This is a genomic window from Candidatus Ozemobacteraceae bacterium (assembly GCA_035373905.1).
Taxonomy (GTDB): domain Bacteria; phylum Muiribacteriota; class Ozemobacteria; order Ozemobacterales; family Ozemobacteraceae; genus MWAR01.
This window is the reverse complement of record DAOSOK010000017.1, coordinates 85355-107959: the sequence shown is the minus strand read 5'-3', so window position 1 is coordinate 107959 and position 22605 is coordinate 85355. Positions and strand designations below refer to the sequence as shown.

Here is a 22605-nt window from a genome sequence, read left to right as displayed (position 1 = left end):
CGGTTCTTTCTGCCGCGTGCGACCTCCTGCGGCCGAAGGATTTTTCCCAGGAGGGAGAAGGAATGTGAACGTTTTGTGGAATTCGGCCGATAAAGGAAGCGGATTCATATGCCTTTTGCGGAACGACACCCTCAATCGACCTACCTGCCGCCCCGGCCGGTCGGGTATGTTCCCGTCGCCGGCGGCCGCGGCCCGACGTCGTGGCATTGCCTCCACTGCGGAAAGCGCAATTTGTCCACGTCGAAGTTCTGCGGCGGATGCGCGGCGCCCAGCCGGCTTCCGGCCGAGTTTCTCGAATCGCTGGAAACCCGGAACCACGAGGCGCAGACGCCTGCGCCGACCCAGCCGCCTTCCGCCCACGCGCTGGCGACGGCCGGCGTCCCCACTCCGGCGAAGCCTGTTGAGCCGGCCGAGGCGACCGTCTCGGCGGTCGCGACCTTCACGACCATCTCCGTCATCCCGCAGATCGATCCGCCGGAACCAAAGCTGATCGAACGAATCGACCTGAGCGTTCAGCCGCAGCAGCAGATTCCCGAGCAGCCGGCACCCCGGGAAAACCCCGTCCCCCCCCCGAGCCCGGCCACGCAACCCGCGGCCGTTCCGCAGGAAAGCGTCTGTCGCGAAGCCGCTCACGAACCGGCCACAACAAAAGCCGCCCGCCGCAGGCCGGCCCCGCACCTCCGTGAGCTGGTCGGCCTGATCGCTCCGTCGGTCCGCTCGATCCGGGCATCGATCGTCGCCGCCGCTTCGAACGCGGCGCGCCTGATCGTCTCCCATGTCTCGGCTCGGCACAGTCTGGCCGTCGGGATCGTCTCGGTGCTCGTCCTGTGCGCGCTCTGGCCGATGCCGACCTTGACCGCCGCCAAAAGCATGACGATCCCCGCCCTGGAAGGCGGCAAGCCGGTGTTCTGGAATGATATGCAAGAATATATTTCGAAGAAGCTCGGCCTGAGCATCTCCGATACCGAACTGCTCGCCCGAGCCGCGTGGGGCGACGTTCCCTCACTGCATCTCCCGATGACCTGCGAAAGGGCCCTCGCGATCGAGTCGGTGGTCAACCAGCGCGGAACCGGCTCCCTCGTCGTCTTCCCGAACATTCCGTTCCGAGGCCCCCTCCTGGACCGCCATCTTCAGATGACGGCGAGCGCCCCGGCGCCGTTCTCGGATGTTCCGCTCGATCATCCGGTCTACGACGCCTGGCGGGCCCTGCTCGCCATGACGCCGCCGCCGCCCGTCGCGCTCCCGAGCGGGAAAGCATGTCCCTACGAGGTGATCCGGTGGGAGGAATGGCAGCCGCTGGTGGCGGCGGTCTGGCGCTCCTGCCGGCCGGGCCGGACGCCCCCGGAAGATGTGCTCGCCGAGCGGTCCGGCACCGTCACAGGCGACGACGCGGACCGCTCGCTCCGGGCGCTGGCAGAAGGGCTGGGAGTCGAGATCGGGGAGACTCCGTTCCGGGCGAACCCGCAGGAAAGACCGAGCCGGATGGAAACCCTGGCGGCCCTGTCCCGACTTCTCACCGCCGCTCGCAAGATCGCGGAAGAGGCGGACGGCGCATGATTTCCACGAGCCTTCGCGCGCTGCTGATGACCGCGATCATCCTCGGATTTCCCGGGTCGCCGGCCTGCGCGAAAGAGCCGACGCGGATCGAGGACGTCGTCGTCAGTACCTCCGACACCGACGGGAGCGTCGAGATCAGAATGACCGTTCCCGCACAGCCGGTCATCAGCTGGATCGCCGCCGACTCCTGCTGGCGCCTCGATTTTCCGGGGGTGACGACGGCCCGGACCGCGGGCGATCCTCTCTCTTCCGAGTTTCGCGGTCCTCTGCGCCAGATCTGGCTGGGGCAGGTCAACCAGGATCCGCCCGTCCAGCGATTCAACCTGTACGTGAAACCCGGCACGGGCATGAAAGTCGCCCACACGACCGCCGGACTGACGGTCCGCCTCAAGGTGGGGATGCCGATCGGTTCGTTCTCTTCCGGAGGAGGAAACGCGCCTCTCCCGGCTCCGCTGATGTTGCCCGGCCACGGCGGGGGAAGCGTCGAGATCGACGTGAAGCGGGCCCCCGTGATGCCGCTGCTCGGCGAGCTGTCGAAAAAAGCCGGCATCACGCTGCGGCTTCGCGACGACCCGCCGGCGCTCGTTTCGTTCCGCACGCAAAGCGACTCGGCCATGGCGGCCCTCAACAGGCTCGCTCTCCGGATGGGCATGACGCTGACGCAGGAAGACGGCGAATGGTGGCTGAGCTCGAAACGGAACCCCCTGCTCAAGCTCCCGTCGAACGGACTCGTTTCGACCGCGGCCCTGCACGGCATCACCGTGAGGGAAGCCCTGAACCGGCTTGGGGGGCGCGAACTCGGGAAAAAGCTGTGCGACGGCGTTTCCCCCGACCTGCTCTCGAAGAAACCCGACCTTTACCCGGAAGGCCTTTCGCCGCGTTCGATGGCCCAGTATCTGAGAGAAATATATTGATGAACATATTCGATCGGGCGGGCGCAACGGTCCGGCCACGGCTTTTCGCAGGCATCGCCGGCGCCGGGATCGTCATTCTGATCCTGGCTGGATGGTGCTCTCCGGACGCCGCGCCCCGGATAGATCTCCTCACGAGGCGGGACGTCGGTCTGCACCTGGCACGGGGGTTTCTCCAGACGGGCGGCGCCGTCGCGCTCCCGCCCGACCTGGATGCGGCGGCGGACGCGGATATCGGCCCGTTGATCGCCTCCGGTCACATGGGTGTGTTTCCCGACGGAACCTTCAGACCCGAAACGACGATGCGGATCGGGGAAGTTCTCGCCGTCTGGGCGCGCCTCTGGAAGAGCCTGCACCGGGAGAACGTTGCTCCCGCCGGAAGCGCCCCTCCGTCAGCCGGATTCGATTCGCGATGGCGCTGGGCCGCAGAGCATCTCGCTCTCCTTGCGGAAGCGGATGCGGAAGCGGCGGCCGCGGTGGCGGCCTCGTCACCCGACGCGCCGGCGTCGCGAGACTTCTGGCGATACCTTCCCCTGCCGGACGGCAGGAGGACGGCGCCCCCGAGCACTCCCGACGAGCCGGCCTGTCCCTTCGATCCGCGGACGACGGGACTCGTGATCGACGCCGTCACCGGAAGGCCCCTTCCGGGGGCCGTCGGAACAATCGATGGGAAGGCATTTGCGTCGGACGCCCACGGACGCTTTCGTCTTCCGGACGGCCCGACCGATGCGATTCGCGACGTTTTCGTCGCCGTCAACGGGTATCGGAGCCTTTCGTTCCGCTGGAATCCCGGGTTGAGGCCAGAGCTGAAACTGTCGTTGAAACAGTTCCGGGCTCCCGTCGACGTCCGCGTGCTGACGGCATCCGGCGAACCGGCGCCGGGAATCAGCCTTTCGCTCCCGGATGCGGCCGCATGCGTGACGGATGACGACGGAATGGCCAGACTCCGGTCGATCCGGCCGGGGTATCACCGTCTGCGCGTGGCGGCGCCGAACAAGGCCTCCACGACGATGCTCATTTCCGTCGCCGAGAGCGGCGGCGTGCATACCATCAGACTTCCCGCCTCGTTCGCGTTCTGATCGCCGGGCCTTTTCGGCAGAGCATCAGAGAATCCTCCCGTTCGCCCTGAGCTGCTCGAAGCCTGTCCTGAGCATGTCGAAGGGGGCGAGGACCTCTCGTGCTCTGACAAGCTCAGCACGAACGGGACCGCGACTCTGGCTATCGGGATGCAGGAATCAATGAAGGAGGGCAAACGTGCCGTCGGGTCGTTTTTCGGCCCTGCCTGACGCGACGAGTTCGGACACGAGCGTTCTCAGCCGTTCCGCATCTCCGCCGAAGACGTGATGGAGCTGTTCGAACGTGCATGGATGCCTGCCGAGGAGATCGATGATTTCCGGGCCGGTCGGCGGACGCTGCGATGACGCCGGCCTGGGGAGCGGCGAATGATCGAACGCCGTCGAGACGGGGACGTTCAGGCCCAGGGCCGTTCTGAACCCTTCCAGGAGTTCGGGGGCCGCCTTGGACAGCGACGCATCGACGGGGCTTCGCACGGCGGAGTTGAGATACACCGCTCCCAGGCCGGGGAGTTCCCTGAGGAACCGGCCGAGGTCCTCGGTTTCGCATGGGGCGTCGTTGAGGCCTGGACAGACGAACACCTCGAGCTCGAGGAAGCCGGAAAATTCCGCCCCGAACGTCTTCAGTCCCTGTAATATATTTGATAATTTTATATTTGGCGACGGCCGGTGGATCGAACGCCAGGTTTCCTCGTGTACGCTGCACAGGGTCGGCATCACGCGGTCGGCGAGAAGCAGATCGGCGCGGACGTCCGCGCGATCGAGGAGCGACCCGTTCGTGATGACGCAGACGGGCGCCGCGCTCAGTTTTCTGATGCCGCGAAGGACGGCGCCGAGCCCCGCGTAGAGGGTCGGTTCGCCGGTGCCGGAGCAGGTGATCCAGTCGGGAGGCTCGATCGTCGCAAGTTTTTCCCGCAGTTCCGAGAGCAGATCCGACGGCTCGAAAAACATCCGCCGCTCGGAGCCGAGATGGTTCGTCTCCGTCAGCTGACAGTAGCGGCAGTCGTAGGTGCAGGTTTTCGCCGGCGTCAGATCGAGACCCAGCGATCGCCCGAGCCGTCGGGACGGAACGGGGCCGAAAACGCGCGAGGTCATCGTCCGGGCTATTCGACGCTCAGCGCCAGACCGGCAACGACCTCGGTCAGCTTGATCCTGTCGCCGCACCCGGCGAGGTCTCCGCCGAATTCATACGGGGGAGAATAGATCGCATCGACGCGGGCGACGAGCGGGAACTTGTATTTCCCGAACGCGAAATCGCGGATCTTGTATCCGACGAAGGCGCGAAACAGGCCGTTGACGCCGTCCTTGAGATCGAGGTTGTAGCGGGTTTTCCCGAGGTCCTTCAGGCCGTCGGTGAACAGGATGATGTTACCGCCGACCCCGCCTCCGAAGAAAATCTTCGGCCCCTTGTAATAATACCGGTTGAACGAGAACTGGACCCGGTCGATGCGTTCGTCGTTCTTCATGCCGAACGGCACCATCGGCCGCCAGGAGTATTCGATGACTTCGGAGTAACCGCTCTTGCGCTTGATGAAGGCGACGCGCGGCTCGAAAAAGTCCTTGTAGCCATGCTTCGTGAACCACCGTGCGCCGAACTCGGGCGAGACCTTCTCGAGAACGGGAACCCCGGAGGCCGTCGTTCCCGCCTCTTCCGCGGCCCGGACCGGAAGGCATATCGCCGCCAATACAATAACAATTGCTATGACATGACGCATCGGGGAGATATCCTTTCTCATTGGCAGGAGGGTCTGGTCTTCCAGACGATCAGCAGGGCGATCGCCAGGCCGAAGCCGAACAGGACGTAAGGGAGCGGGGAACGGGCTTCGCGGCATTCGGCCTCGTCCTCGAGGTGGTCCCGCACGTGCCGCATGCGGTTGAACCGCTGCGTCAGCTGGCGCTTCAGCGGCCCGTCAGGCAGGGCCTCTATCGCCTTATTGAGATCCCCCATGGCCCCGTCGAGGCCGTCGATCGTTTTCGGGTCGAGCATGCGTGTTCTCCTTTGACGTATGCGCGTATGATAGCAGAATCACTCGACGGATGGCGACGGGCTGCCGGTATACCTGTGAAGCTCGGCCAATTGCGTCTCGGAGAGATTCATCCCCTTGAGACGGCCGAGAAGCTCCGCCGCGTCGGTCCGCCTCCCGAGGCGGTTGAACCGTTCGACGATGCCGAACATGGTATCCGGGTCGATCAGGGGGCTTTTCAAAGCCGCCTGATATTGGAGAACCGCCGCATCGGTCTGACGGCGGGTCCAGTACAGGTCCCCCAGCTTCACGAGGGGGGCCGGGTTCTGCCCGTCGATCTCGAGAGCGCGCCTGAAGGCGGATTCGGCCTGCGCATCCTGCCGGAGGGCGAGGTAGACGTCGCCCTGGAGCAGGGCGAGTTCCGGCGAGTCGGGGTTTTCCGCGACGCCGACGCTGACGATCGACAGCGCCTCTTCCGCAAGGCCATTCGCCAGAAGCGTCTTCGTGAACGGTCCGAAGGCCCGCGGGTTGCTTCGCGTCGTCGCCGCGGGGACGCCGGAATCGGCGGACGCTCCGGTCGCGCGCGCCGCCAGTCCGGCCGCGTGGCCGCGAAGGCCGAGTTCGTCGTACGCCCGGCTCAGCGCCTTGAGGGCGTTGGCGTTGCTCCGCTCCTGTTTGAGCGCGAGCAGGTAGTGGGCGGCCGCGTCGCTCGGTCTGTTCATCGCCATGTAGACGTTTCCGAGATTCATGCGGGCGTTGAAATTCGTCGGAGAAGCCGCCAGGATTCGGCCGAACCCGTCGATCGCCTCCTGGTATCGGCCGGCGCGGGCCGACTCAAGCGCGGCCTGGTAGACCGGATCGGACGTCTCGCTTCCGGTCGAAGGCGGAACGACGACGTTCCCGACCGATGTCGAACGAATCGCCACGGGGAGAGGTTCAGCCGCGACAGCGACGGGAACGGAGGCGGCCGGCGCCGCAGGGGCGGGAAGCGGCTTTCCGAGGGCCGCGGCGATGCGGAGCGCATACGGGTCGGACGGCGCAAGATAGGCCTTCGCGCTTTCCCAGACGGCTTTCGCCTCGGGTTCCATGCCGGCCTGCTTGAGGTTGAGTCCCGCGAAATACCGGAACTTCAGGTTCGCGGGTTCCCTGGCGAGGGCTTTGTCGAACCAGTCACGCGCCTCGTCGGCCTTTCCCTGCTCCATCGCCAACTGGCCGATATTGAACATCGCCGGGGCGTAGGAAGGATTCGCGGAGAGGGCTCGTTTCCAGCATGCTCCGGCCTCGGCGAATCTGCCGAGCTTCGCGTAGACCAGGCCCGTCTCGTCGAACACCTGGGCGGTCGCCTTGTTTTCCGATGCGAGCTCGTTCAGCGCCTGAAGCGCATCGTCGGTGCGGCCGGCGAACTGGAGGCACCGGGCGCGCAGCAGGCGCGCGCGAAGGTCGTCCGGCGAGCCGGAGAGGTAGGTTTCGACGAGGGCGAGAGCGTCCTCGTGCCTGCCCATGCGCTCGTACAGCGTCGCCTGGCGCAGTTTCGCCCAGGCGGCGTCGGGATGGGCGGCAAGATACGTTTCGAGAAGGGCCTGCTGTCCGGCCAGGTCGCCGGCCGACTCGAGCCGGGCCAGCTTTCGGACGGTGTCGGCGTCGGGCTCGTCGGACTGGTCCGACGAAGGGCTTTCTGCCTGGCCGACGGGGATGGTGTTCGCGAGATCGGCCTTGAGCGTCAGCGCCTCTGCATTTCGGGGAGCGAATTCGAGCACCTGCTCGACCTGTCGGAGCGCGCCGCGCACGTCACCCATGCGTCTCAGCAGGGACGCGTAGGAAACGAGGCCGGCCTCGAAGTTCGGATGGGCATCGACCAACTCTTTCAGCTCGCGCTGGGCCTCGACCAGGCGATCGCCGTCCATCAGGAGCTTCGCGAGGTCGAGCCGAGGCATCGGACTGTCGGGAATGATCCCGATGGCCTCCCTGAACGCCTTTTCGGCTTCAGCCGGCCGGCCGGCCGAAGCCTTCGTTTCGCCCAGGCGCCTGTATGCTTCGGCAAGTCGTTTCTCGGTCTGCCGGGGCTCGTATTTCATCGCCAGACATCGTTTCCAGAGTCGAATCGCTTTTTCCGGGTCTCCCGCTTCGAGCGCCCCGGCCGCATCGGCGTCGAGAAGGCCCGCCAACCCCTGACGCACGCTCGCATCGCCCGGTTGCAGGACTTCGGCCTTTTCCAGCGCCTTTTTCACGTCCTCGTCCGGGCGGTTCAGCGCGACGAGGCTGCGCGCCAGCAAGCGATGTGCCTCCCCGTCGGCCGGATGGCTTTCGATCCGCTTCCGGGCGAGCCGTTCAGCGGTCTTCGCGTCGCCCCGGTCGAGCGCGGCGCGGATACGAGCGTTGGCCTCGCTTCCCGGGATCTCCTTCCCGCTCTTTTCCGGCCGTTCGACGGTCGCGGAGACCGGGTTCCGACGCCGGCCGCCACCGCCGCAGCCCGCGAGGGTCGTGGCCAGGAGAGCTACCGAAAGCCCCCCGATCAGAAGAGGAGTTCGCATGAAACGCATGGGGAAAAACCTCCGTGAGGGGCTTCGGATCTTGCCTAGATGAACAGTTCGCTGACGGAGCGCTTGTCGTAGATGCGCTGGATGGCTTCGCCCACCAGCCGCGACAGCGAAATCGTGTGAACGCGACACTTCTTGCGCTTTTCCTCGTCGACCGGAATCGAGTCGGTCGTCACGATCTCGGTCACGGCGGAGGGCGCGATCCGCTCGGCAGCCGGGTCGGAGAGGAGGGCGTGAGTGCAGCAGGCGATGATCTTCTTCACGCCTTTTTCGGAAAGAGCTTCGGCGACCCTGACCAGCGTGCCCGCCGTGTCGATGATGTCGTCGATGATGATGACGTCGCGGCCCTTGACCTCGCCGATGACGTTCATCACGACGGCCTTGTTGGCTTCGGGGCGACGCTTGTCGATGATCGCGAGAGGCAGACCGAGCCTGTTGGCGAACGCCCTGGCGCGGTGAACGCCGCCGGTGTCGGGCGAGACGATGACCGTGTTCGAGAGGTCCGAACTCCGGAAATGGTCGGCGAGCAGGGTCGAGGCCGAGAGATGATCGACGGGGATGTCGAAGAAGCCCTGGAGGGCGGGGTCATGCATATCGACCGATACAATACGCCCGGCGCCGGCCGTGCAGATGAGGTTGGCGACGAGTTTCGCGGTAATCGGCTCGCGGCCGGTGCTCTTCTTTTCCTGGCGGCTGTAGCCGAAATACGGCACGACGGCCGTGACGCTGCCGGCCGAGGCGCGGCGGAGCGCGTCGATCGTGATCAGCAGGCGCATCAGGTTGTCCGTCACCGGCGGACAGGTCGGCTGGATGATGAACGTGTCGCAGCCGCGCACCGACTCGTCGATGCGGCAGTACAACTCGCCGTCGGCGAACTTGTTGTGCATGATCCTGCCCTCGCGGACCTGCAGATACTCGCAGATCGACTGTACAAGCTTGGGATTCGCGGTGCCGGAGAAGATCTTCACCTGCTTGCCGTTGACCATGACCTTCGATGCCTCCGTTGGCTCGTTCGGGGCCGGGCTCAGGCGGGCTCGTTCCCCGAGATGTTCGTGAATGGTGAAAGGGTCACGCCGTCGCGGACGGTCGCGCGGTCGATCACGCTGAATCTGACGACGGCGCCGTCGCCGACGTTCGAGTCCGAAATCATCGTCTGGGGGCCGATGACGGCGCGACGTCCGACGGAGGTCGCGCCGGTCAGCGTCGTTCCAGGCCAGACGACGGTCTCTGCGCCGATCGTCACGCCGGGCTCGATCCAGGTCTGGCCGGGGTCGAGAATCGTCACGCCGGCCGCCATGTGACGTTCGAGCACCTGGCGGCGCAGGATGTCGCCCACCATCGCCAGGTCGGCGCGGCTGTTGATGCCGAGGGTCGACCGCTCGTCCCGCTCCCGGATCGCGAGAACGCGCTTTCCGTCGGTCGTCAGCATCCCGACGATGTCCGTCAGGTAGTATTCCTTCTGATTGTTGCGGTTGGTCAGCTTGAAGAGCCGCTCGTAGAGCGCCGGGCCGTCGAAGAGATAGATCGCCAGGTTCACTTCCCTGATTTTCTTCTGGTCGTCGGAGCAGTCCTTGGCCTCGCGAATCTCGGTCACGTTGCCGTCCCGGTCTCGCAGGATGCGGCCGTATCCGCCCGGTTCGGCCATGTCGAGAGTCATCATCGTGCAGGCCGGCCGCTCGCGCAGGTGCGTCTCGACCATGGTGCGAAGGGTGTCGCGCGACAGGAGGGGCGTGTCACCGCACACCACGAGCAGATGTGCGGGCGGCGTCGGGCAGGCGCGGGCGAAGCACTGGGCCGCGTGGCCCGTTCCGAGCTGCTCGGGCTGTTCGACAAACATGGTCCCGTCGTCGCGCAGCGCCTCGATCAGGCGCTCCTTGCCGAATCCCACGACGACATGGACCGGGTCGGCGCCGATCGAGCGCACCGTGTCGATGACGTATCGGACCATCGGGCGGCCGAGAATCGGGTGGAGGACCTTCGGCAGGTCGGATTTCATCCGGACCCCTTTGCCGGCGGCGAGAACGAGGGCGGTGATGCTGTCGGCAGCCATGCTGGCGACCTCCCGGGGCGTTCAGTTCACACAGGGTTGAAAAAAAAGAGCTGGGGCGCCAGGATTCGAACCTGGGAATGCATGCTCCAAAGGCATGTGTCTTACCGCTTGACGACGCCCCAAAAAGCGCTCGGAAGAGCTCGCGAGCACGGGCTACACGGTAGCACAAAACCGCGTTTCCTGCAACGGTCAGGGACGGGCGAGTTCGTCCTCGTAGGCGCGGAGGATGCTCGCCTGGATGCGGCCGCGGAGTTCGCCGGTCACGGGGATGACGAGGTCATGGAAACGCCCGTCCGGGGCGCGGCGCGCGGGCATGCTCACGAAGAGGCCTCGCGGGGTTTCGATCACTTTGAAGTCGCGGATCGCCAGTTCGCCGTCGAACGTGACCTCGGCGAAGGCTCGCGTCTGTCCCTGAGGGGTTTTCAGCCGGACGATCCTGATGTCGGTGATGTTCAAAACTTCAGGATGAATTCGGTCCAGACCTTCTGGTCGCTGGCCGGCTTGCGGTCTTTCGTCTCGGACGGGCTCGTCTCGTTGCGATACCCGGCCTTGATGATGACGTCCTGGCCGGCCTGGACGATACCCTCGACCTGGACGTTCTCGTTGGGATCGAACGTCTCGATCTCGGAGCGCTTGTAGGAAACCTTGCCCTGGAGCGAAGGCATGAAACTGTAGATGGCCTCGAGATAATAGTTTCTGAGGGCCAGGGCGGAGACGTCGTCGTTCGCCGCATGCGCGTCGATGGGCCGGACCAGTTCGTCCTGCGCGGTTTTCGGCATCGCGGGGGCCACGCGGTTCGCCTGAACGACCGGGCTGGCCTGCGGCCTGACCGACGAGGTCTGGAGAGGGTTCTTCACGACCGTGGCATGGTCGATCTCGCCGTAGAGCGAGAGGCGGCCGATTCGGCGAACGCCCGAGATGCGGGGGGAATCCTCCTGCGGCTGGGCGTAGCCAGTCATCAGAGTCAGCGTCGTATCGAACTCGTCCACGCCGATCCGGCGTGATTCGCGGATTCGGCGGAGGGGAATCTCGAAGGCGGAGGAATCTTCTTCGGCAAGCGAGGAACTCCGCAGAACCAGTTCCCCGGTGAAGGGCTGGGAAGAGGCTTCCGGCAGCTGAAAGCGCTCGGCGACGGTCTGTTCGACGCGCGGGGCGAGCAACTGGCTGTCGAGGGAGATGCGAAACTCGCCGAGGGGTTCGCTTTCCTGGGGGGTGGTGCGAATGGCAGGTTGGCCGGCGAGGTTGAATTTCATCGGAGAAACAGGCTGCGCAATAACGGAGCCGACCGCGCACAGCAACAGCGCGATCGCGACCGGGAGCCTGGATGCAAGATTCAACTGCCGAAGCATAGCTATTCCCTCAAAGGGAATAGTATATCACATATAAGGGAAAAGGCAAGGGAAAAGTGGCGAAAAAACCGCTTCAGTCCAGCTCCAGATCGCGATGTTTCCGGGAAACGAGCACCTGGGGATGCTCGAGCGTGTCGGCGAGATACTCGGCCATGGCGACCGACCGGTGCCGTCCGCCCGTGCAGCCGATCGCGATCTGGACGCGTGTTTTCGGTTCCTGGACGAACTGCGGGATCAGGTATTCGAGAAACTCCTTCAGCCGCCCGACGAACTGGCTTCCGACTTCGGAGCCGAGGACGAAATCGGCCACTGGCTTGTCGAGCCCCGAAAGGTATTTCATCTCGGGAACGTAATAGGGATTCGGCAGGAACCGCACGTCGAACACCATGTCGGCATCGAGCGGGATTCCGTGCTTGAATCCGAAGCTCACGATGACGAGCGACATGGACTGGGATGCGGATTCGTAGTCGATGATCTTGCGGATCTCGTCGTACAGCTCGTGCGAGGAGAGTTCCGAGGTGTTGATGATGAAGTCGGCTCGCGCGCGAATCTCGGCCAGCCGTTTCCGTTCGTATTTGATGTCGTCGACGATGCGCCCGCCCGAACTGAGCGGGTGTTTGCGGCGGGTTTCGGAGAACCGCCTTACGAGAATGTCGTCTTCGGCCTCGAGGAACAGGATCCTGACCCTGACCCCCATGTTTTCGAGCTGCTGAAGCGATTCATTCATGCTCTCGAAGAACTTGCCGCCGCGGATGTCGATGACGATCGCGACCTTGGTGATTTTCCCGTGAGTGTCGTAGCAGAGCTGGGCGAATTTCGGCAGGAGCGTCGGCGGAAGGTTGTCGATCAGGAAATGGCCGGCATCCTCGAAGAACCGGCTGGCCTTCGTCAGGCCGGCGCCGGAGAGCCCCGTGATGATCGTCATCATGAGGTTCGGCGACGGGGTTCCGGGAGACTGGGTCTGTGAAAGGGATTCCATGGTGTCTTTCGCCTCCGCGCTCAGGTGAACAGGTCCAGGACGAGGCCCCGGATCTCGTCGAGAGAGCCGAGAAGCGCCAGGGCCTTGTCTTTCTGGAGGGATTCCCGCGTCATGCCGTCGACATCGTGTTTCACGGTCTCGACGAGCTGATATACCTTCTGCTGGCCGTCTTTCATGCTGCCAAGTTCCTGCCGAAGCGAGAACGTTTCTTTCGAAACACGGTCCAGATACTGGGCGACAGCGTCCTTGTAATCGTCGAGCTTTTCTTCGTCGGGGGACCGGAAGAATGCGTCGCCGATGGAGCGCACCTTGTCGAGCATCTGGCGCAGATCGCCGTCGAGCACCTGGCGCCTGGCGCTTTTCACCGCCGAACCGAAACCGGCGCGATCCGCTCCGCCCGCCGGTCCCGTGGATTTTTTCGCCGCCTCGCGCCGCGCCGGATCGACGGCGGGTCCCTTCACCTTGATGTCAACCATGGAACGGCTCCGTGCCCGTCACAATTCCGTTCCGCACAGGACGACGCGGTTACGGCCCTGCCCCTTGGCCTGGTACATCGAACTGTCGGCCTTCTGAATGAGCTCGTCCTTCGAATCGGCGTTCAGCGGGAAGCCGGCGACGCCGATCGAGATGGTGCAGTGCAGGGGCGGCTGGCCCGGCGCGAGGGCGGGGAACTCGAACTTCGCCGTGTCGCGCCTGATGCGTTCCGCGACGATGCGGGCATCCGACTGGGTCGTCTCGGGCAGGATGATGACGAACTCCTCGCCGCCGTAGCGGGCCGCGATGTCCGTCGATCGGATGTTGCGCCGCAGGATCAGGCTGACCTCGCGGAGAATGATGTCGCCCTGCTGGTGCCCGTACTGGTCGTTGATCATCTTGAAATGGTCGATGTCGCAGAGAAGCAGCGACAGGGTGGAGTTGTATCTGCGACTCCGCTTCACTTCCTCGTCGAGGCGGAGCTGGAAGTAGCGATGGACGTACAGTTTCGTGATCGAGTCGGTGATGGCGAGCGAGTAGAGACGGGCGTTCTCGTAGGCGATGACGGCCTGGGAGGCCAGCGTCGTGAAGAATTCGAGATCGTTTTCGGTGAAGGGTTCGCCGTTGATCTTCTGGCCGATCTTCATCACGCCGTAGATCTCGCCCTCTTTCAGGAGCGGGATGTAGACGGAGAACGGCAGCATGCGGTTCACGGCGAGGTAGCTCTGGAAATTGGATGCCTTCGTGAGCTCGTGAGAAAGGATCGGCTTTTTTTCCTTCTCGAGGGTGGTCATGGCCCATGACTCGGCGGGGTCCTTGCACAGCCCGTCGACCTCTTCCGATGAGATGCCCTTGAACGCCTTCACCTCGAGGTCCGGCCGGTCTTCCGCGGAGAGCATCAGCACGCCCTTGTTGGCCCACACGGTCTCGAGAAACATGTCAATCGAGCTTTTGATCAGCTCTTCGAGGTTGAGGGTCGAGCTGAGCACTTTGCCGGCCTGCTGGAGCGCCATCAGGTTGAACACCTTCCGGTCGAGTTCGTTCTTCGTTGCCTCGGACTTCTCGTAGAGCGTCGCATTGTTGATCGAGGTGCATGCGAGGCCGACGACGGCCTGGATCAGCTGCCGGTCTGCATCGGAATAGGCGCTTCCGTCCTTTTTCTCGCCCAGAACCACGATGCCGACGAAATGGTCCTTGATGCGCATCGGGAACAGGGTCCGGATCGACCGGACGGCGTCGGTTTCGAACTCGGCGGCCATCAGGGTCAGATCGGTCTCGGCCGGCGACCAGCACTCCTCCTGGGATAATATACTTGAAGCTATTTTATTATCCGAGTAGAACCGGAACTTCGCGAACAGCTCGGGCGGAAAGCCGAGAAGGTCCTTGATCGTGATCATGTCGGTGCGGTCGTTGTAGAGCATGATCGCCGCGCCGGCCGTCCCGATGCGCTCCATGAATAGTGTCAGAAGCGTCCGGATCAGGGAGTCGATGCTGAGCGTGGTGCCCATCGAGCGGCTGGCGGAGTACAGGACGGACAGCGAATCGACCTTCTGGGCCAGCTCCTTGTTCATGCTGCTGATCGTCTGCATGTAGTTCTCGATCGCGCCCCGCGATTCGACGAGGGTGCTGACGATCTTCGACATCCCCTGATGGACGTCCTGGACCGCGGCGAATTCGATCTTCTCGAGACTCTGGTCGAAATCGCCGTCGGCGATGTTGTCCGATATCTCGACGAACCGGCGGAGCGGTTTCATGATGCTCCGGTAGACGATGACCTGGACGACCACGGCGGTCGCGGCCGCGATAGCCACGTACGGCACGAGGGGCAACTCGACGCCGTTTTTCCGGAAGATGAACCAGCCTGCCACCCAGACGGTGAGCAGGTAGGCCTGGATTCGCAGGGTGAAATTCATGCCGGGGCCTCACAGCCGAGATTCAGGGCGAACCGGGCGTTGAGGGCGGCCGAAACGTCGCGGGCAATCTGCGCGACGTCGCGGTCGGCAGGGATGACGAGGTAGCGTTCCGGCTCGGAAGCGGCCGCCGCGAGATATCCTTCCCGGACGCGGCGGTGAAACGCGAGCTCTTCGGACTCGATGCGGTCGGGGGCGCCGCGGCCGGAGGTTCTGACACGCTCGAGCCCTTTTTCGGGCGGCAGGTCGAACAGAACCGTGGCATCGGGCAGGAACCCGGAGCCGAGAAAATCGATATGCAGCTTGCGGATCGCGGCGACGTCGATCCCGCGGCCGTATCCCTGGTAGGCGAGACTGCTGTCGAAATAGCGATCGCACAGAATGATGCAGCCGCGCGCTTTCGCCGGCTCGATGACTTTTTTCCAGTGTTCCGTGCGCTGAGCGAGCATCAGAAACACTTCCGTCTCGGGCTCCAGGGAGACGCCGGTTTTATCCAGGAGGATGCTCCGGATGCGGTCGCCGGCGGTCGTACCGCCCGGTTCGCGCGTAAGAATCACGGTTCGTCCGACCGCTTCGAGTTCGGCCGCAAGCCGCCTGATCTGGGTGCTCTTGCCGCTGCCTTCGGGCCCCTCGAACGTGATGAACAGCCCCGGCGATCGGCTCGGGGCGGTTGTTCCGGCGGCAGGCGGATGCATCATCGGATCGAAGACGTCGTTCAGCCCAGCTCGAAAAACTCGTTGAGCTTCGTGAGGCGGAAGACGTTGAGAACGGCTTCCGTCGGGTTGGCGATGACCATGCGTCCCTGGCTTCGAAGGATTTCCTTCTTGAGGTAGACGAGCATGCCGAGCCCCGAGCTGTCGATGTATCCGACGCTGTTCATCTCGATCACGTACGTCCAGACGCCCTCCTCGAGCTTCTCGAGAACGGTCGACTTGAGCGTCTTCGCCTGATGGACGTCCAACTCTCCGTCGAGGACGAAGGTCGTGCGCTGATGCGCCGCATCCCGCTGTATGTCTATCTTCACATGGGGCCTCCGGTCGTGAAAAGAGGTTTCAGCAATTTTACCATACGCAAGGTCACCATCCCCGTGGGGGGGTCTGTTGAATATACCACGTCATCCATGATGTTGCGCATGATATAAACGCCGAGCCCTCCGCCTTTGTATTCATCGAGATCCGGGAGGGGGATCGAATCAGGATTGAACCCGGAATCTTCATAGATCACGCGAATCAGGTAGAGCATCGGGGAAATCTGGATCGTGACCCCGAATTTTTTCGTCGGATCGTATTTGAACGCATGCTTGATGACGTTCGTGCATGCCTCGGTCACGGCGAGCTTGATGTCGTTGAGCAGGGTCTCGTCGAGAAGCATCGAATGGGCGCTTGCCTCGAGAAGACGCCGCACGAGGGCAAGGCAACGCGGATTGCCCGACAGTTCGAGATCGACGAGCGTCGTCCTGTCAGGCGCCGAATCAATCAACTTGTCTATATCGTATCCGCCGGAAACGGGCACCTTGGGCAAGATCCTTTCCAGGCGCGTCAGATCTTCAGGGCCAACTCCGGTTCCGATAGTATCACGGCCTGTCGAATCGCGTCCACCCGTGCCGCACGACCGAGCTCGCGATACATTTTCGCGAGCAGCATCTGGTATTCGACCGCATGAGGGTCGAGAAAAACGGCCGTCTCCAGATGTTTTGCCGCCCGGTCCGTCTGGGCGAGGTCTTCGAAGCCGAGATAGCATCGGGCGACCGCCGCATGGGCGGGGGCCAGGTCGGGATGTTCCCGCGCGATCTTCTCGCAGAGTTTCAGGTTCTGGTTCAGCGCCCGGAGCCGATCGGCGCCCTTGAGGAACTCGAGTTGCGCCTCCATCAGCCCCCAGCGCGACCACTGCGGCGCATCGGCCATCGAGGCGGCCTTGTTCCAGCTCAGGAGGGCCCGGCGCGACCATTCCTCGCGCTGCGTCGAGCGGCGCGCCATGATCGTCTGGGCGACGGCGAGATCGTATGCGGGCCAGGGGTCGATCTGGGACGCCTTCACCTGTTCCTGGACCGTTCCGAGGAATTCCATCAGCAGGTTCTTCCCGCCGGCCTCGCTCTCGTGCGACATCATCTCGACGATCCGGCGCCGGTACAGGCCGTTGTCGGGAAACAGGTTTTTGAGAGAGGTGTAACAGCGCCGCGCGTCCCCGTAGAACTGGAAGTTCTCGTGGAGTTTCGCCAGCGCAAGGAGTTGGGTCGGATCGGAACTCTGCCTGACCACTTCCTGCAAATGGTGCGCCGCCTTCTTCACGTCCCCCCGGGCCCGGAAGACCAGCGTCAGGCCTCGCTGAGCCCACGGATCGTCGCCGTTGCGGTACAGGGCCTCCTCGAATAATTCCTGGGCCTTCGCCAGCGCCTCGGTCTGGGAACGGGTTCCCATGCCGAAGATATACTGCGCGAATCCCTCGACCAGCGCCGGCACCGGGCTGTTTTTGCCGAGACCGGACAACTCGGCCTGCACATGCTTCATCAGCGAACCGAGCATGTCGCGCTCGAACCGGTCTCCTTTGACCTGGCCGCGCTTGAGTCTGAGGAGCGCGATATGCGTCTCGACGTCGCCCGGCTGATCTTTCAGCGCCGAAGCCAGGAGCTCGATCGCAAGCGTCTGCTTTTCCTCGCTCTCATACACCCGCGCGAGCTGGCGGCTCACCCATACGTCGCGCGGATCGGCGGCGCGCACCTTCGAGAGCATCTCCGAGGCGCGGCCGAACGCGCCGATGCGAAGGCAGACGTCGGCAAGAAGCCGCATCCAGGCTGTTTCGCGCGGAACGAGTTCGAGAGCCCGGTCGAGCCGCTCGACCGCGGTGAGAAGAAACCGTTTTTTAATCGCCTCGCGCGCCTGTTGAACGAACTGCTCGCCGTCGGCCCGGGCTTTCTCGATGCGGATAAGTTCGGGCGCCTGGTAGGCCCGGGCGCAGGTCGGATCGAGATGGGAAGCGGTTTCGAACGCTTTCTCGGCCTCCCTGAACTTGCCGAGCCGGATCAGGGTCTCACCCAGGTCGCACCAGGACTCGGGCGTGGCCTGGCCGGCCTCGATGAACGCCTTCTGCGCCTTCGCGACGCGCGCGAATTCGCCTTGGGCGCGGGCGCAACGGATCACGCCTTCCAGGGCCCAGGCGGTCCCGGGAACGCTTTCGAGGAACCGCTCGTATTCGGCGAGGGCTTTCGCCGTGTCGTTTTCGGCCTCGAGAATTTCGCACAGCATCCGGACGATCCCGGGATGATGCGGACTGCAACTGCGGGCTCGCTCGAGCTCGCTTTTCGCCCGGCCGGGCCGGCGTCTCTTCTGATAATATTCCGCCAGCGATAGAAACACCTCGCCGTCGCGCACGTTCTGCCGGTGAATCCGTTCGAACAGCTCTTCGGCTTTCTCCTCCATCCCCATGTCGCCGTAGAGGCGGCCCATTTCGAGGAGAACCGGGATTCTCGTCGGAGCCGCCGCCAGGGCCCGCTCGAACTCGAGCATCGCCTGGCCGCGCTCGCCGCTTCCCAGGTATGCCCGGCCCAGGCCGAGCCGGAGCTCGAAATCGTCCGGAAATTTCGCCAGAGCGTCCCGGTAATGGCGGATCGCGCCGTCGTGGAACGACTGGGCCATCATCGCCTGGCCGAGCAGGAGGAACATCTCGCGCGACTCACCGGTCTGCTTGCGGTACGCGGTCAGGTCGATCTGCGCCGCGACCGCATCTCCGAGACTCAGCTCGATCTCGGAAAGCCTGAGAAGAATCTCCGGCTTGCGCGGCGCCGCGTCCCGCAGCCGCTGAAGCCGGTCGAGCGCCTTCTGGCGCCGGCCGGACTCGTGGAGGATCCTGGCGGCCTGGAGGTCCGCCTCGATATCGCCGCCCGGGCTCAGCTTTACGACCGTGTCGAGCGCGGCCAGCGCCTCGTCGTGCCGCCCCAGCGTCTCGAGGATCTCGGCGCCGAGCCGGTGGATGCGGACGTCGTTCGGCGCGATGGCCTTGGCCGCCCGAAACGTCGAAAACGCCCGTTCTCCCTTTCCCGAGGCGAGCAGAGCCGCGCCGAGTCGCAGATACGCATCGGCAGAGGTCGGCGACCGTTTCACCTCGGCCGTCAGAGCCTCGAGCTCGGCGGGGGTGACGGCGCCGGACGCGCGTCCCCGCGGCGCCGACGGCGAAGCGGATTCGGGCGTTCCTTCGACGGACGATTCGAGGCGGGCTCCGCACGAACCGCAGAAACGGCGGTTGGGCTCGTTCGGCTGGGCGCAGGTTGGACAGACCGGCATGGCTTACATCTCCTGGGGCGCTTCGATGCCAAGCAGGTCGAGGCCGAGCGCCAGGGTTCGCCGCGTGATGCGGCACAGGGCGAGGCGCGACCTGCGTTGCTGCGGGTCGGCCGCCACGAGCACCGGGCACTGATCGTAAAAGCCCGAGAATGCGGTCGCGAGGTCGAACAGGTAGGTGCACAGGGTGTGAGGTCGCAGATCGGCTTCGACCGAGGCAACGACGTCCGCGAACTCCAGGAGCTTCAAACCGAGCGCCCGTTCTGCCGGCTCGACGAGGACGGGATCGCCGAGATCTTCGGCATCCGCGATTCCTCCCTTGCGGAAGATCGAGCAGATGCGGGCATGCGCGTATTGCAGATACGGCGCGGTGTTGCCCTGCAGAGCGAGCATGCGGTCGAACGAGAATATATAGTCATTATTACGGTTCTGACTCAGATCGGCGTATTTGACGGCGCCGATGCCGACGGCTTTGGCGACGCGGCGCTTCTGCTCTTCGGGCAGATCGGCGTTCTTCTCGCAGACCGTGGCGTAGGCGCGTTCAACGGCTTCCGAGATGAGGTCGGAGAGTTTCACGTTCTCGCCGCTGCGCGTCTTGAGAGGCTTGTTGTCCTCGCCGAGCACGCTTCCGAACGGCACGTGTTCGAAGCTGACGGAGGTCCCGTCGGCCCGTTTCGTCCAGCCGCAGACCGTCGCCACGTCGAACACCTGCGCGAAGTGCAGAGCCTGGCGGGCGTCGGTCACGTAGATCACGCGATCAGCGGCCAGCTCGTTCACGCGATAGATCACCGCCGCCAGGTCGAACGTCTCGTAGTTGTAGCCGCCGTCGGACTTCTGGACGATGACGGGAAGCGGGCTGCCGTCCTTCGCCTTGAAATGCTCGAGGAACACGCACCGGGCGCCCTGCGACTCGACGAGCCGGCCGGCCTGTTTTACGGCTTCGACCGCCGCCGCCAGGCGGTCGCGGTAGAAGCTCTCGCCGCACTCGTGCTCCGGCGTCAGTCTGACGCCCAGCTCGGCGTACATGCGATAGACCTCGGCCATCGAGACGCGGGTCACGGTGCGCCAGTCGCGGAGCAGCTGCTCGTCCCCGTTCTGAAGCTTCACGAGGATGTCGTGACACGTCGCGGCTGCGGTCGGGTCTTCCTTGCAGGCGGCCGTCGCATCGCGATACAGCGTTTCCAGCTTCGCGAGGGTCAGTTCGGACTCGACCGGCACGCCGCGGGCTTCGATGTCGCGCAGGAGCGGGCCGGCCTTCCAGATGACCATGGCGATGGGCAGTCCCCAGTCGCCGAGATGATTCTGGCGGATCACCTTTTCACCGCGGGCTTCGAGCACGCGCGAAAGCACGTCGCCGATGATGGTGGAACGAAGATGGCCGACATGCATCTGCTTCGCTATATTCACGCTCGAATAATCGATGACGACGGTCTGGGGCCGGTCTTCGCGCCGCACGCCCAGGTCGGCCTGCTTCGCGGTTTCAGCGAGCACGCGGCCGATGACGGCCGTCTTGAGAAACATATTGATGAAGCCCGGCGGCGCGACCTCGATGCGGTCGAACCAGTCGGTCTCGGTCCGGAGAATCGCGGCGATCTCCTCGGCGAGTTCGAGCGGCCGTTTCTTCGCGGGTTTCGCCAGGCGCATGGCGGTGTTCAGGGCGAAGTCGCCCTTCGAACGGTCGGGCGGCACCTGGAGATCGAAGACGCCGGCCGGGTCGACGCCGTACCGGCGCACCGTTTCCGTCAGTTTCGCTGCGATCAGGGCGGTCAGGGGCTTTTTCACAAACGGTCTCCTGGAACTCGGGCACCCGCGGGGGATGCCGGGATGGACGACGGCGGCTCAGGCCTTGGAGCGCATGATCAGCCACACGCCGATGCTGCCGATGATGAAGTTCGGCAGCCAGACGCCCACGAAGGGCGACACGTAACCACCGGTGGCGAAGGCCTTTCCGGCGGCGAAAAAGACGTAGTACAGGAAAATGATCACGACCGACATGCCGATCCCGATGCTGGTGCCGGAGCGGCTCGTCTGCGTGCCGAGCGGCGCGCCGAGAAGAACGAAGATCAGGCTCGCGAACGGAATCGAGGTCTTGGTCCAGAACTCGATCCAGTTCTGCTTCAGGGCCTTGCCGGTCAGTCCCTTGCCCTGGAGGTCCTGGATGTAGGCATAGAGCTCGCCCAGGTTCATCCGGCGGGGGTCCTTGTTGTCCGGCACGTCGTCGGGGTTCACGTAATGCGTGTCGATCGGGTAGTCGAGCGTGTCGAAGTAGGTGTAGTGATAATCGGCGCCGGAGCTGCGAAGGTCCGAGATGCGGCCGTTCCAGAACACGCACTTCCCGTCGGAGATCCGGGCTTTCGCGGCCTCGATGACCCGCGGGTAGTTCTTCGCCTGGCCTTCGTACATGATGACGCCGAACATGTCGCGGGTTTCCTTGTCGAACTCCTGAACGAAGAATTTCCGTCCGGGACCGGCCTCGAAGAACCGGTTCGCGGCGATCTTCGGAAGGGGCCGCTTGAGCGTGACCTCGCGCCTGAACAGTTTGCTGAACTTGTCGTTCGCGACCGGCACCACTTTCTCGTTGAACAGAAACGTGACGCCCGTGACGGCGATTCCGGCGACGACGGCCGGCATCGCGATGCGCGTGAAGCTGTACCCGCCCGCCTTCATGGCGATGACCTCGGAATCGGACGAGAGGCGGCCGAACGCCACGAGCGTGCCGAGCAGGATGGCCATGGGAAAGCTGATGACGAGGGTGGGCGGAAGATTGTAGACGAAGAACAGGAAGACGACCGAGGGAGGAACGCCCTTCGTGAAAATGAGGTTGATCAGCTCCATCATCAGGTCGATCAGCCAGATCGCGACGAAAAACGCCATTCCGAACAGGAACGGCTGCAGGAGCTCGGCAAAGATATAGCGATCGATCGTCTTCAGCATGTTTCCTACCGCGTCGGCGGGTTCGTCCGAACCCTCACTGTACCGTGACGCGACGGCAATTGCAACAGGAAACTCTTGCTCTGCGTCGGATTTCCTGCCACAATTGGAAAACGGATATGGGCATCGAAATCGAACGGAAATTCCTGGTCACCGGAGATGCTTGGCGCACGGGCGCGCGGGGCGTATTCTATCGTCAGGGATATCTTTCGACGGCAAAGGAACGGACCGTCCGCGTCAGAATCGCCGGCGACCGCGGGTTTCTCACCATCAAGGGGGAATCCTCCGGCGCGGCCAGGGCGGAGTACGAGTATGAGATCCCCGCCGTCGACGCCCGGGAGATGCTCGAGCGTCTCTGTGAAAAGCCCCTCATCGAGAAAACGCGGTATACCGTCGCATTCGCCGGCAGGAAGTGGGAGATCGACGAGTTTGCGGGCGAGAACGAAGGTTTGATAGTCGCTGAAATAGAATTTTCCGGCGAAGGCGTTCACTTCGAACTTCCCTCCTGGGCCGGCCGAGAAGTGACGGGCGACCCCCGCTATTTCAACTCCAGCCTGGCCCGGAACCCCTGGCGGAACTGGAACACCGCCTGACGG

The 22605-nt window shown here is 64.0% G+C and carries 21 protein-coding genes and 1 tRNA gene; 4 read left to right on the top strand and 18 right to left on the bottom strand.

All coding sequences use genetic code 11. The features are described from left to right. The first annotated feature begins 108 nt into the window (after nt 1-108). The 3 genes from PLU72_10360 to PLU72_10350 are packed head-to-tail and all read left to right on the top strand — an operon-like array spanning nt 109 to nt 3547. Nucleotides 109-1557: a hypothetical protein gene (locus tag PLU72_10360; GenBank protein HOT28583.1), complete on the top strand. Its 1449-nt coding sequence runs from the start codon at nt 109-111 to the stop codon at nt 1555-1557. After that, nucleotides 1554-2471: a hypothetical protein gene (locus PLU72_10355; GenBank protein HOT28582.1), complete on the top strand. Its 918-nt coding sequence runs from the start codon at nt 1554-1556 to the stop codon at nt 2469-2471. Before PLU72_10360 ends, PLU72_10355 begins: the two co-directional genes overlap by 4 nt. After that, complete coding sequence (locus PLU72_10350) at nt 2471-3547, top strand: hypothetical protein (GenBank protein ID HOT28581.1); 1077 nt, start codon at nt 2471-2473, stop codon at nt 3545-3547. The genes PLU72_10355 and PLU72_10350 overlap by 1 nt, the downstream gene beginning before the upstream one ends. A 156-nt stretch (nt 3548-3703) precedes the next feature. Here PLU72_10350 and PLU72_10345 read toward each other — a convergent pair whose 3' ends face one another. The 18 genes from PLU72_10345 to PLU72_10260 all read right to left on the bottom strand — a co-directional run bounded on the left by PLU72_10345 (nt 3704) and on the right by PLU72_10260 (nt 22012). Further along, a complete protein-coding gene (locus PLU72_10345; protein ID HOT28580.1) occupies nt 3704-4636 on the bottom strand; it encodes a radical SAM protein in 933 nt (310 codons plus the stop codon). An 8-nt stretch (nt 4637-4644) separates the two neighbouring features. Then, complete coding sequence (locus PLU72_10340) at nt 4645-5256, bottom strand: hypothetical protein (protein ID HOT28579.1); 612 nt, start codon at nt 5254-5256, stop codon at nt 4645-4647. Nucleotides 5257-5273: 17 nt separating this feature from the next. Then, nucleotides 5274-5528, bottom strand: coding sequence for a hypothetical protein (locus PLU72_10335; GenBank protein ID HOT28578.1), 255 nt, complete (start codon nt 5526-5528; stop codon nt 5274-5276). 39 nt (nt 5529-5567) lie between these two features. Then, a complete protein-coding gene (locus PLU72_10330; protein HOT28577.1) occupies nt 5568-8045 on the bottom strand; it encodes a tetratricopeptide repeat protein in 2478 nt (825 codons plus the stop codon). 35 nt (nt 8046-8080) lie between these two features. Continuing rightward, the gene (locus PLU72_10325) at nt 8081-9028 is read right to left on the bottom strand and encodes a ribose-phosphate pyrophosphokinase (GenBank protein ID HOT28576.1); all 948 of its coding nucleotides are present in this window, start codon (nt 9026-9028) and stop codon (nt 8081-8083) included. 38 nt (nt 9029-9066) lie between these two features. After that, nucleotides 9067-10092, bottom strand: coding sequence for an NTP transferase domain-containing protein (locus PLU72_10320; GenBank protein HOT28575.1), 1026 nt, complete (start codon nt 10090-10092; stop codon nt 9067-9069). A gap of 50 nt (nt 10093-10142) precedes the next feature. Beyond that, nucleotides 10143-10214, bottom strand: a tRNA-Gln gene (locus PLU72_10315). A gap of 67 nt (nt 10215-10281) precedes the next feature. Then, nucleotides 10282-10548: a SpoVG family protein gene (locus PLU72_10310; GenBank protein ID HOT28574.1), complete on the bottom strand. Its 267-nt coding sequence runs from the start codon at nt 10546-10548 to the stop codon at nt 10282-10284. Further along, entirely contained in the window at nt 10545-11441 is an 897-nt protein-coding gene (locus PLU72_10305) for a hypothetical protein (protein HOT28573.1), read from the bottom strand. Before PLU72_10305 ends, PLU72_10310 begins: the two co-directional genes overlap by 4 nt. 73 nt (nt 11442-11514) lie before the next feature. Next, the gene (gene rapZ / locus PLU72_10300) at nt 11515-12420 is read right to left on the bottom strand and encodes an RNase adapter RapZ (GenBank protein HOT28572.1); all 906 of its coding nucleotides are present in this window, start codon (nt 12418-12420) and stop codon (nt 11515-11517) included. A gap of 20 nt (nt 12421-12440) precedes the next feature. Further along, a complete protein-coding gene (locus PLU72_10295; GenBank protein HOT28571.1) occupies nt 12441-12896 on the bottom strand; it encodes a DUF327 family protein in 456 nt (151 codons plus the stop codon). A gap of 18 nt (nt 12897-12914) precedes the next feature. Then, nucleotides 12915-14807 carry a diguanylate cyclase gene (locus PLU72_10290; protein ID HOT28570.1) on the bottom strand — a complete coding sequence of 631 codons (1893 nt, stop codon included), beginning with the start codon at nt 14805-14807 and terminating at the stop codon, nt 12915-12917. After that, complete coding sequence (gene tmk, locus PLU72_10285) at nt 14804-15502, bottom strand: dTMP kinase (protein ID HOT28569.1); 699 nt, start codon at nt 15500-15502, stop codon at nt 14804-14806. The genes PLU72_10290 and tmk overlap by 4 nt, the downstream gene beginning before the upstream one ends. Before the next feature lie 17 nt (nt 15503-15519). Then, nucleotides 15520-15828 (bottom strand): STAS domain-containing protein, encoded by a 309-nt coding sequence (locus PLU72_10280; GenBank protein ID HOT28568.1) that lies wholly within the window; start codon nt 15826-15828, stop codon nt 15520-15522. Beyond that, a complete protein-coding gene (locus PLU72_10275) occupies nt 15825-16316 on the bottom strand; it encodes an ATP-binding protein (GenBank protein HOT28567.1) in 492 nt (163 codons plus the stop codon). Before PLU72_10275 ends, PLU72_10280 begins: the two co-directional genes overlap by 4 nt. A 26-nt stretch (nt 16317-16342) precedes the next feature. Continuing rightward, nucleotides 16343-19081, bottom strand: a complete 2739-nt coding sequence (locus PLU72_10270; protein HOT28566.1) for a tetratricopeptide repeat protein — start codon at nt 19079-19081, stop codon at nt 16343-16345. Nucleotides 19082-19084: 3 nt separating this feature from the next. Next, entirely contained in the window at nt 19085-20860 is a 1776-nt protein-coding gene (gene argS, locus PLU72_10265; protein HOT28565.1) for an arginine--tRNA ligase, read from the bottom strand. 57 nt (nt 20861-20917) lie between these two features. Continuing rightward, nucleotides 20918-22012, bottom strand: a complete 1095-nt coding sequence (locus PLU72_10260; protein ID HOT28564.1) for an LptF/LptG family permease — start codon at nt 22010-22012, stop codon at nt 20918-20920. A gap of 116 nt (nt 22013-22128) precedes the next feature. Here PLU72_10260 and PLU72_10255 point away from each other — a divergent pair, with 116 nt between their 5' ends. Then, on the top strand, nt 22129-22602 hold the full coding sequence (locus PLU72_10255) for a CYTH domain-containing protein (GenBank protein HOT28563.1): 474 nt from the start codon (nt 22129-22131) through the stop codon (nt 22600-22602). Nucleotides 22603-22605 lie beyond the last annotated feature (3 nt).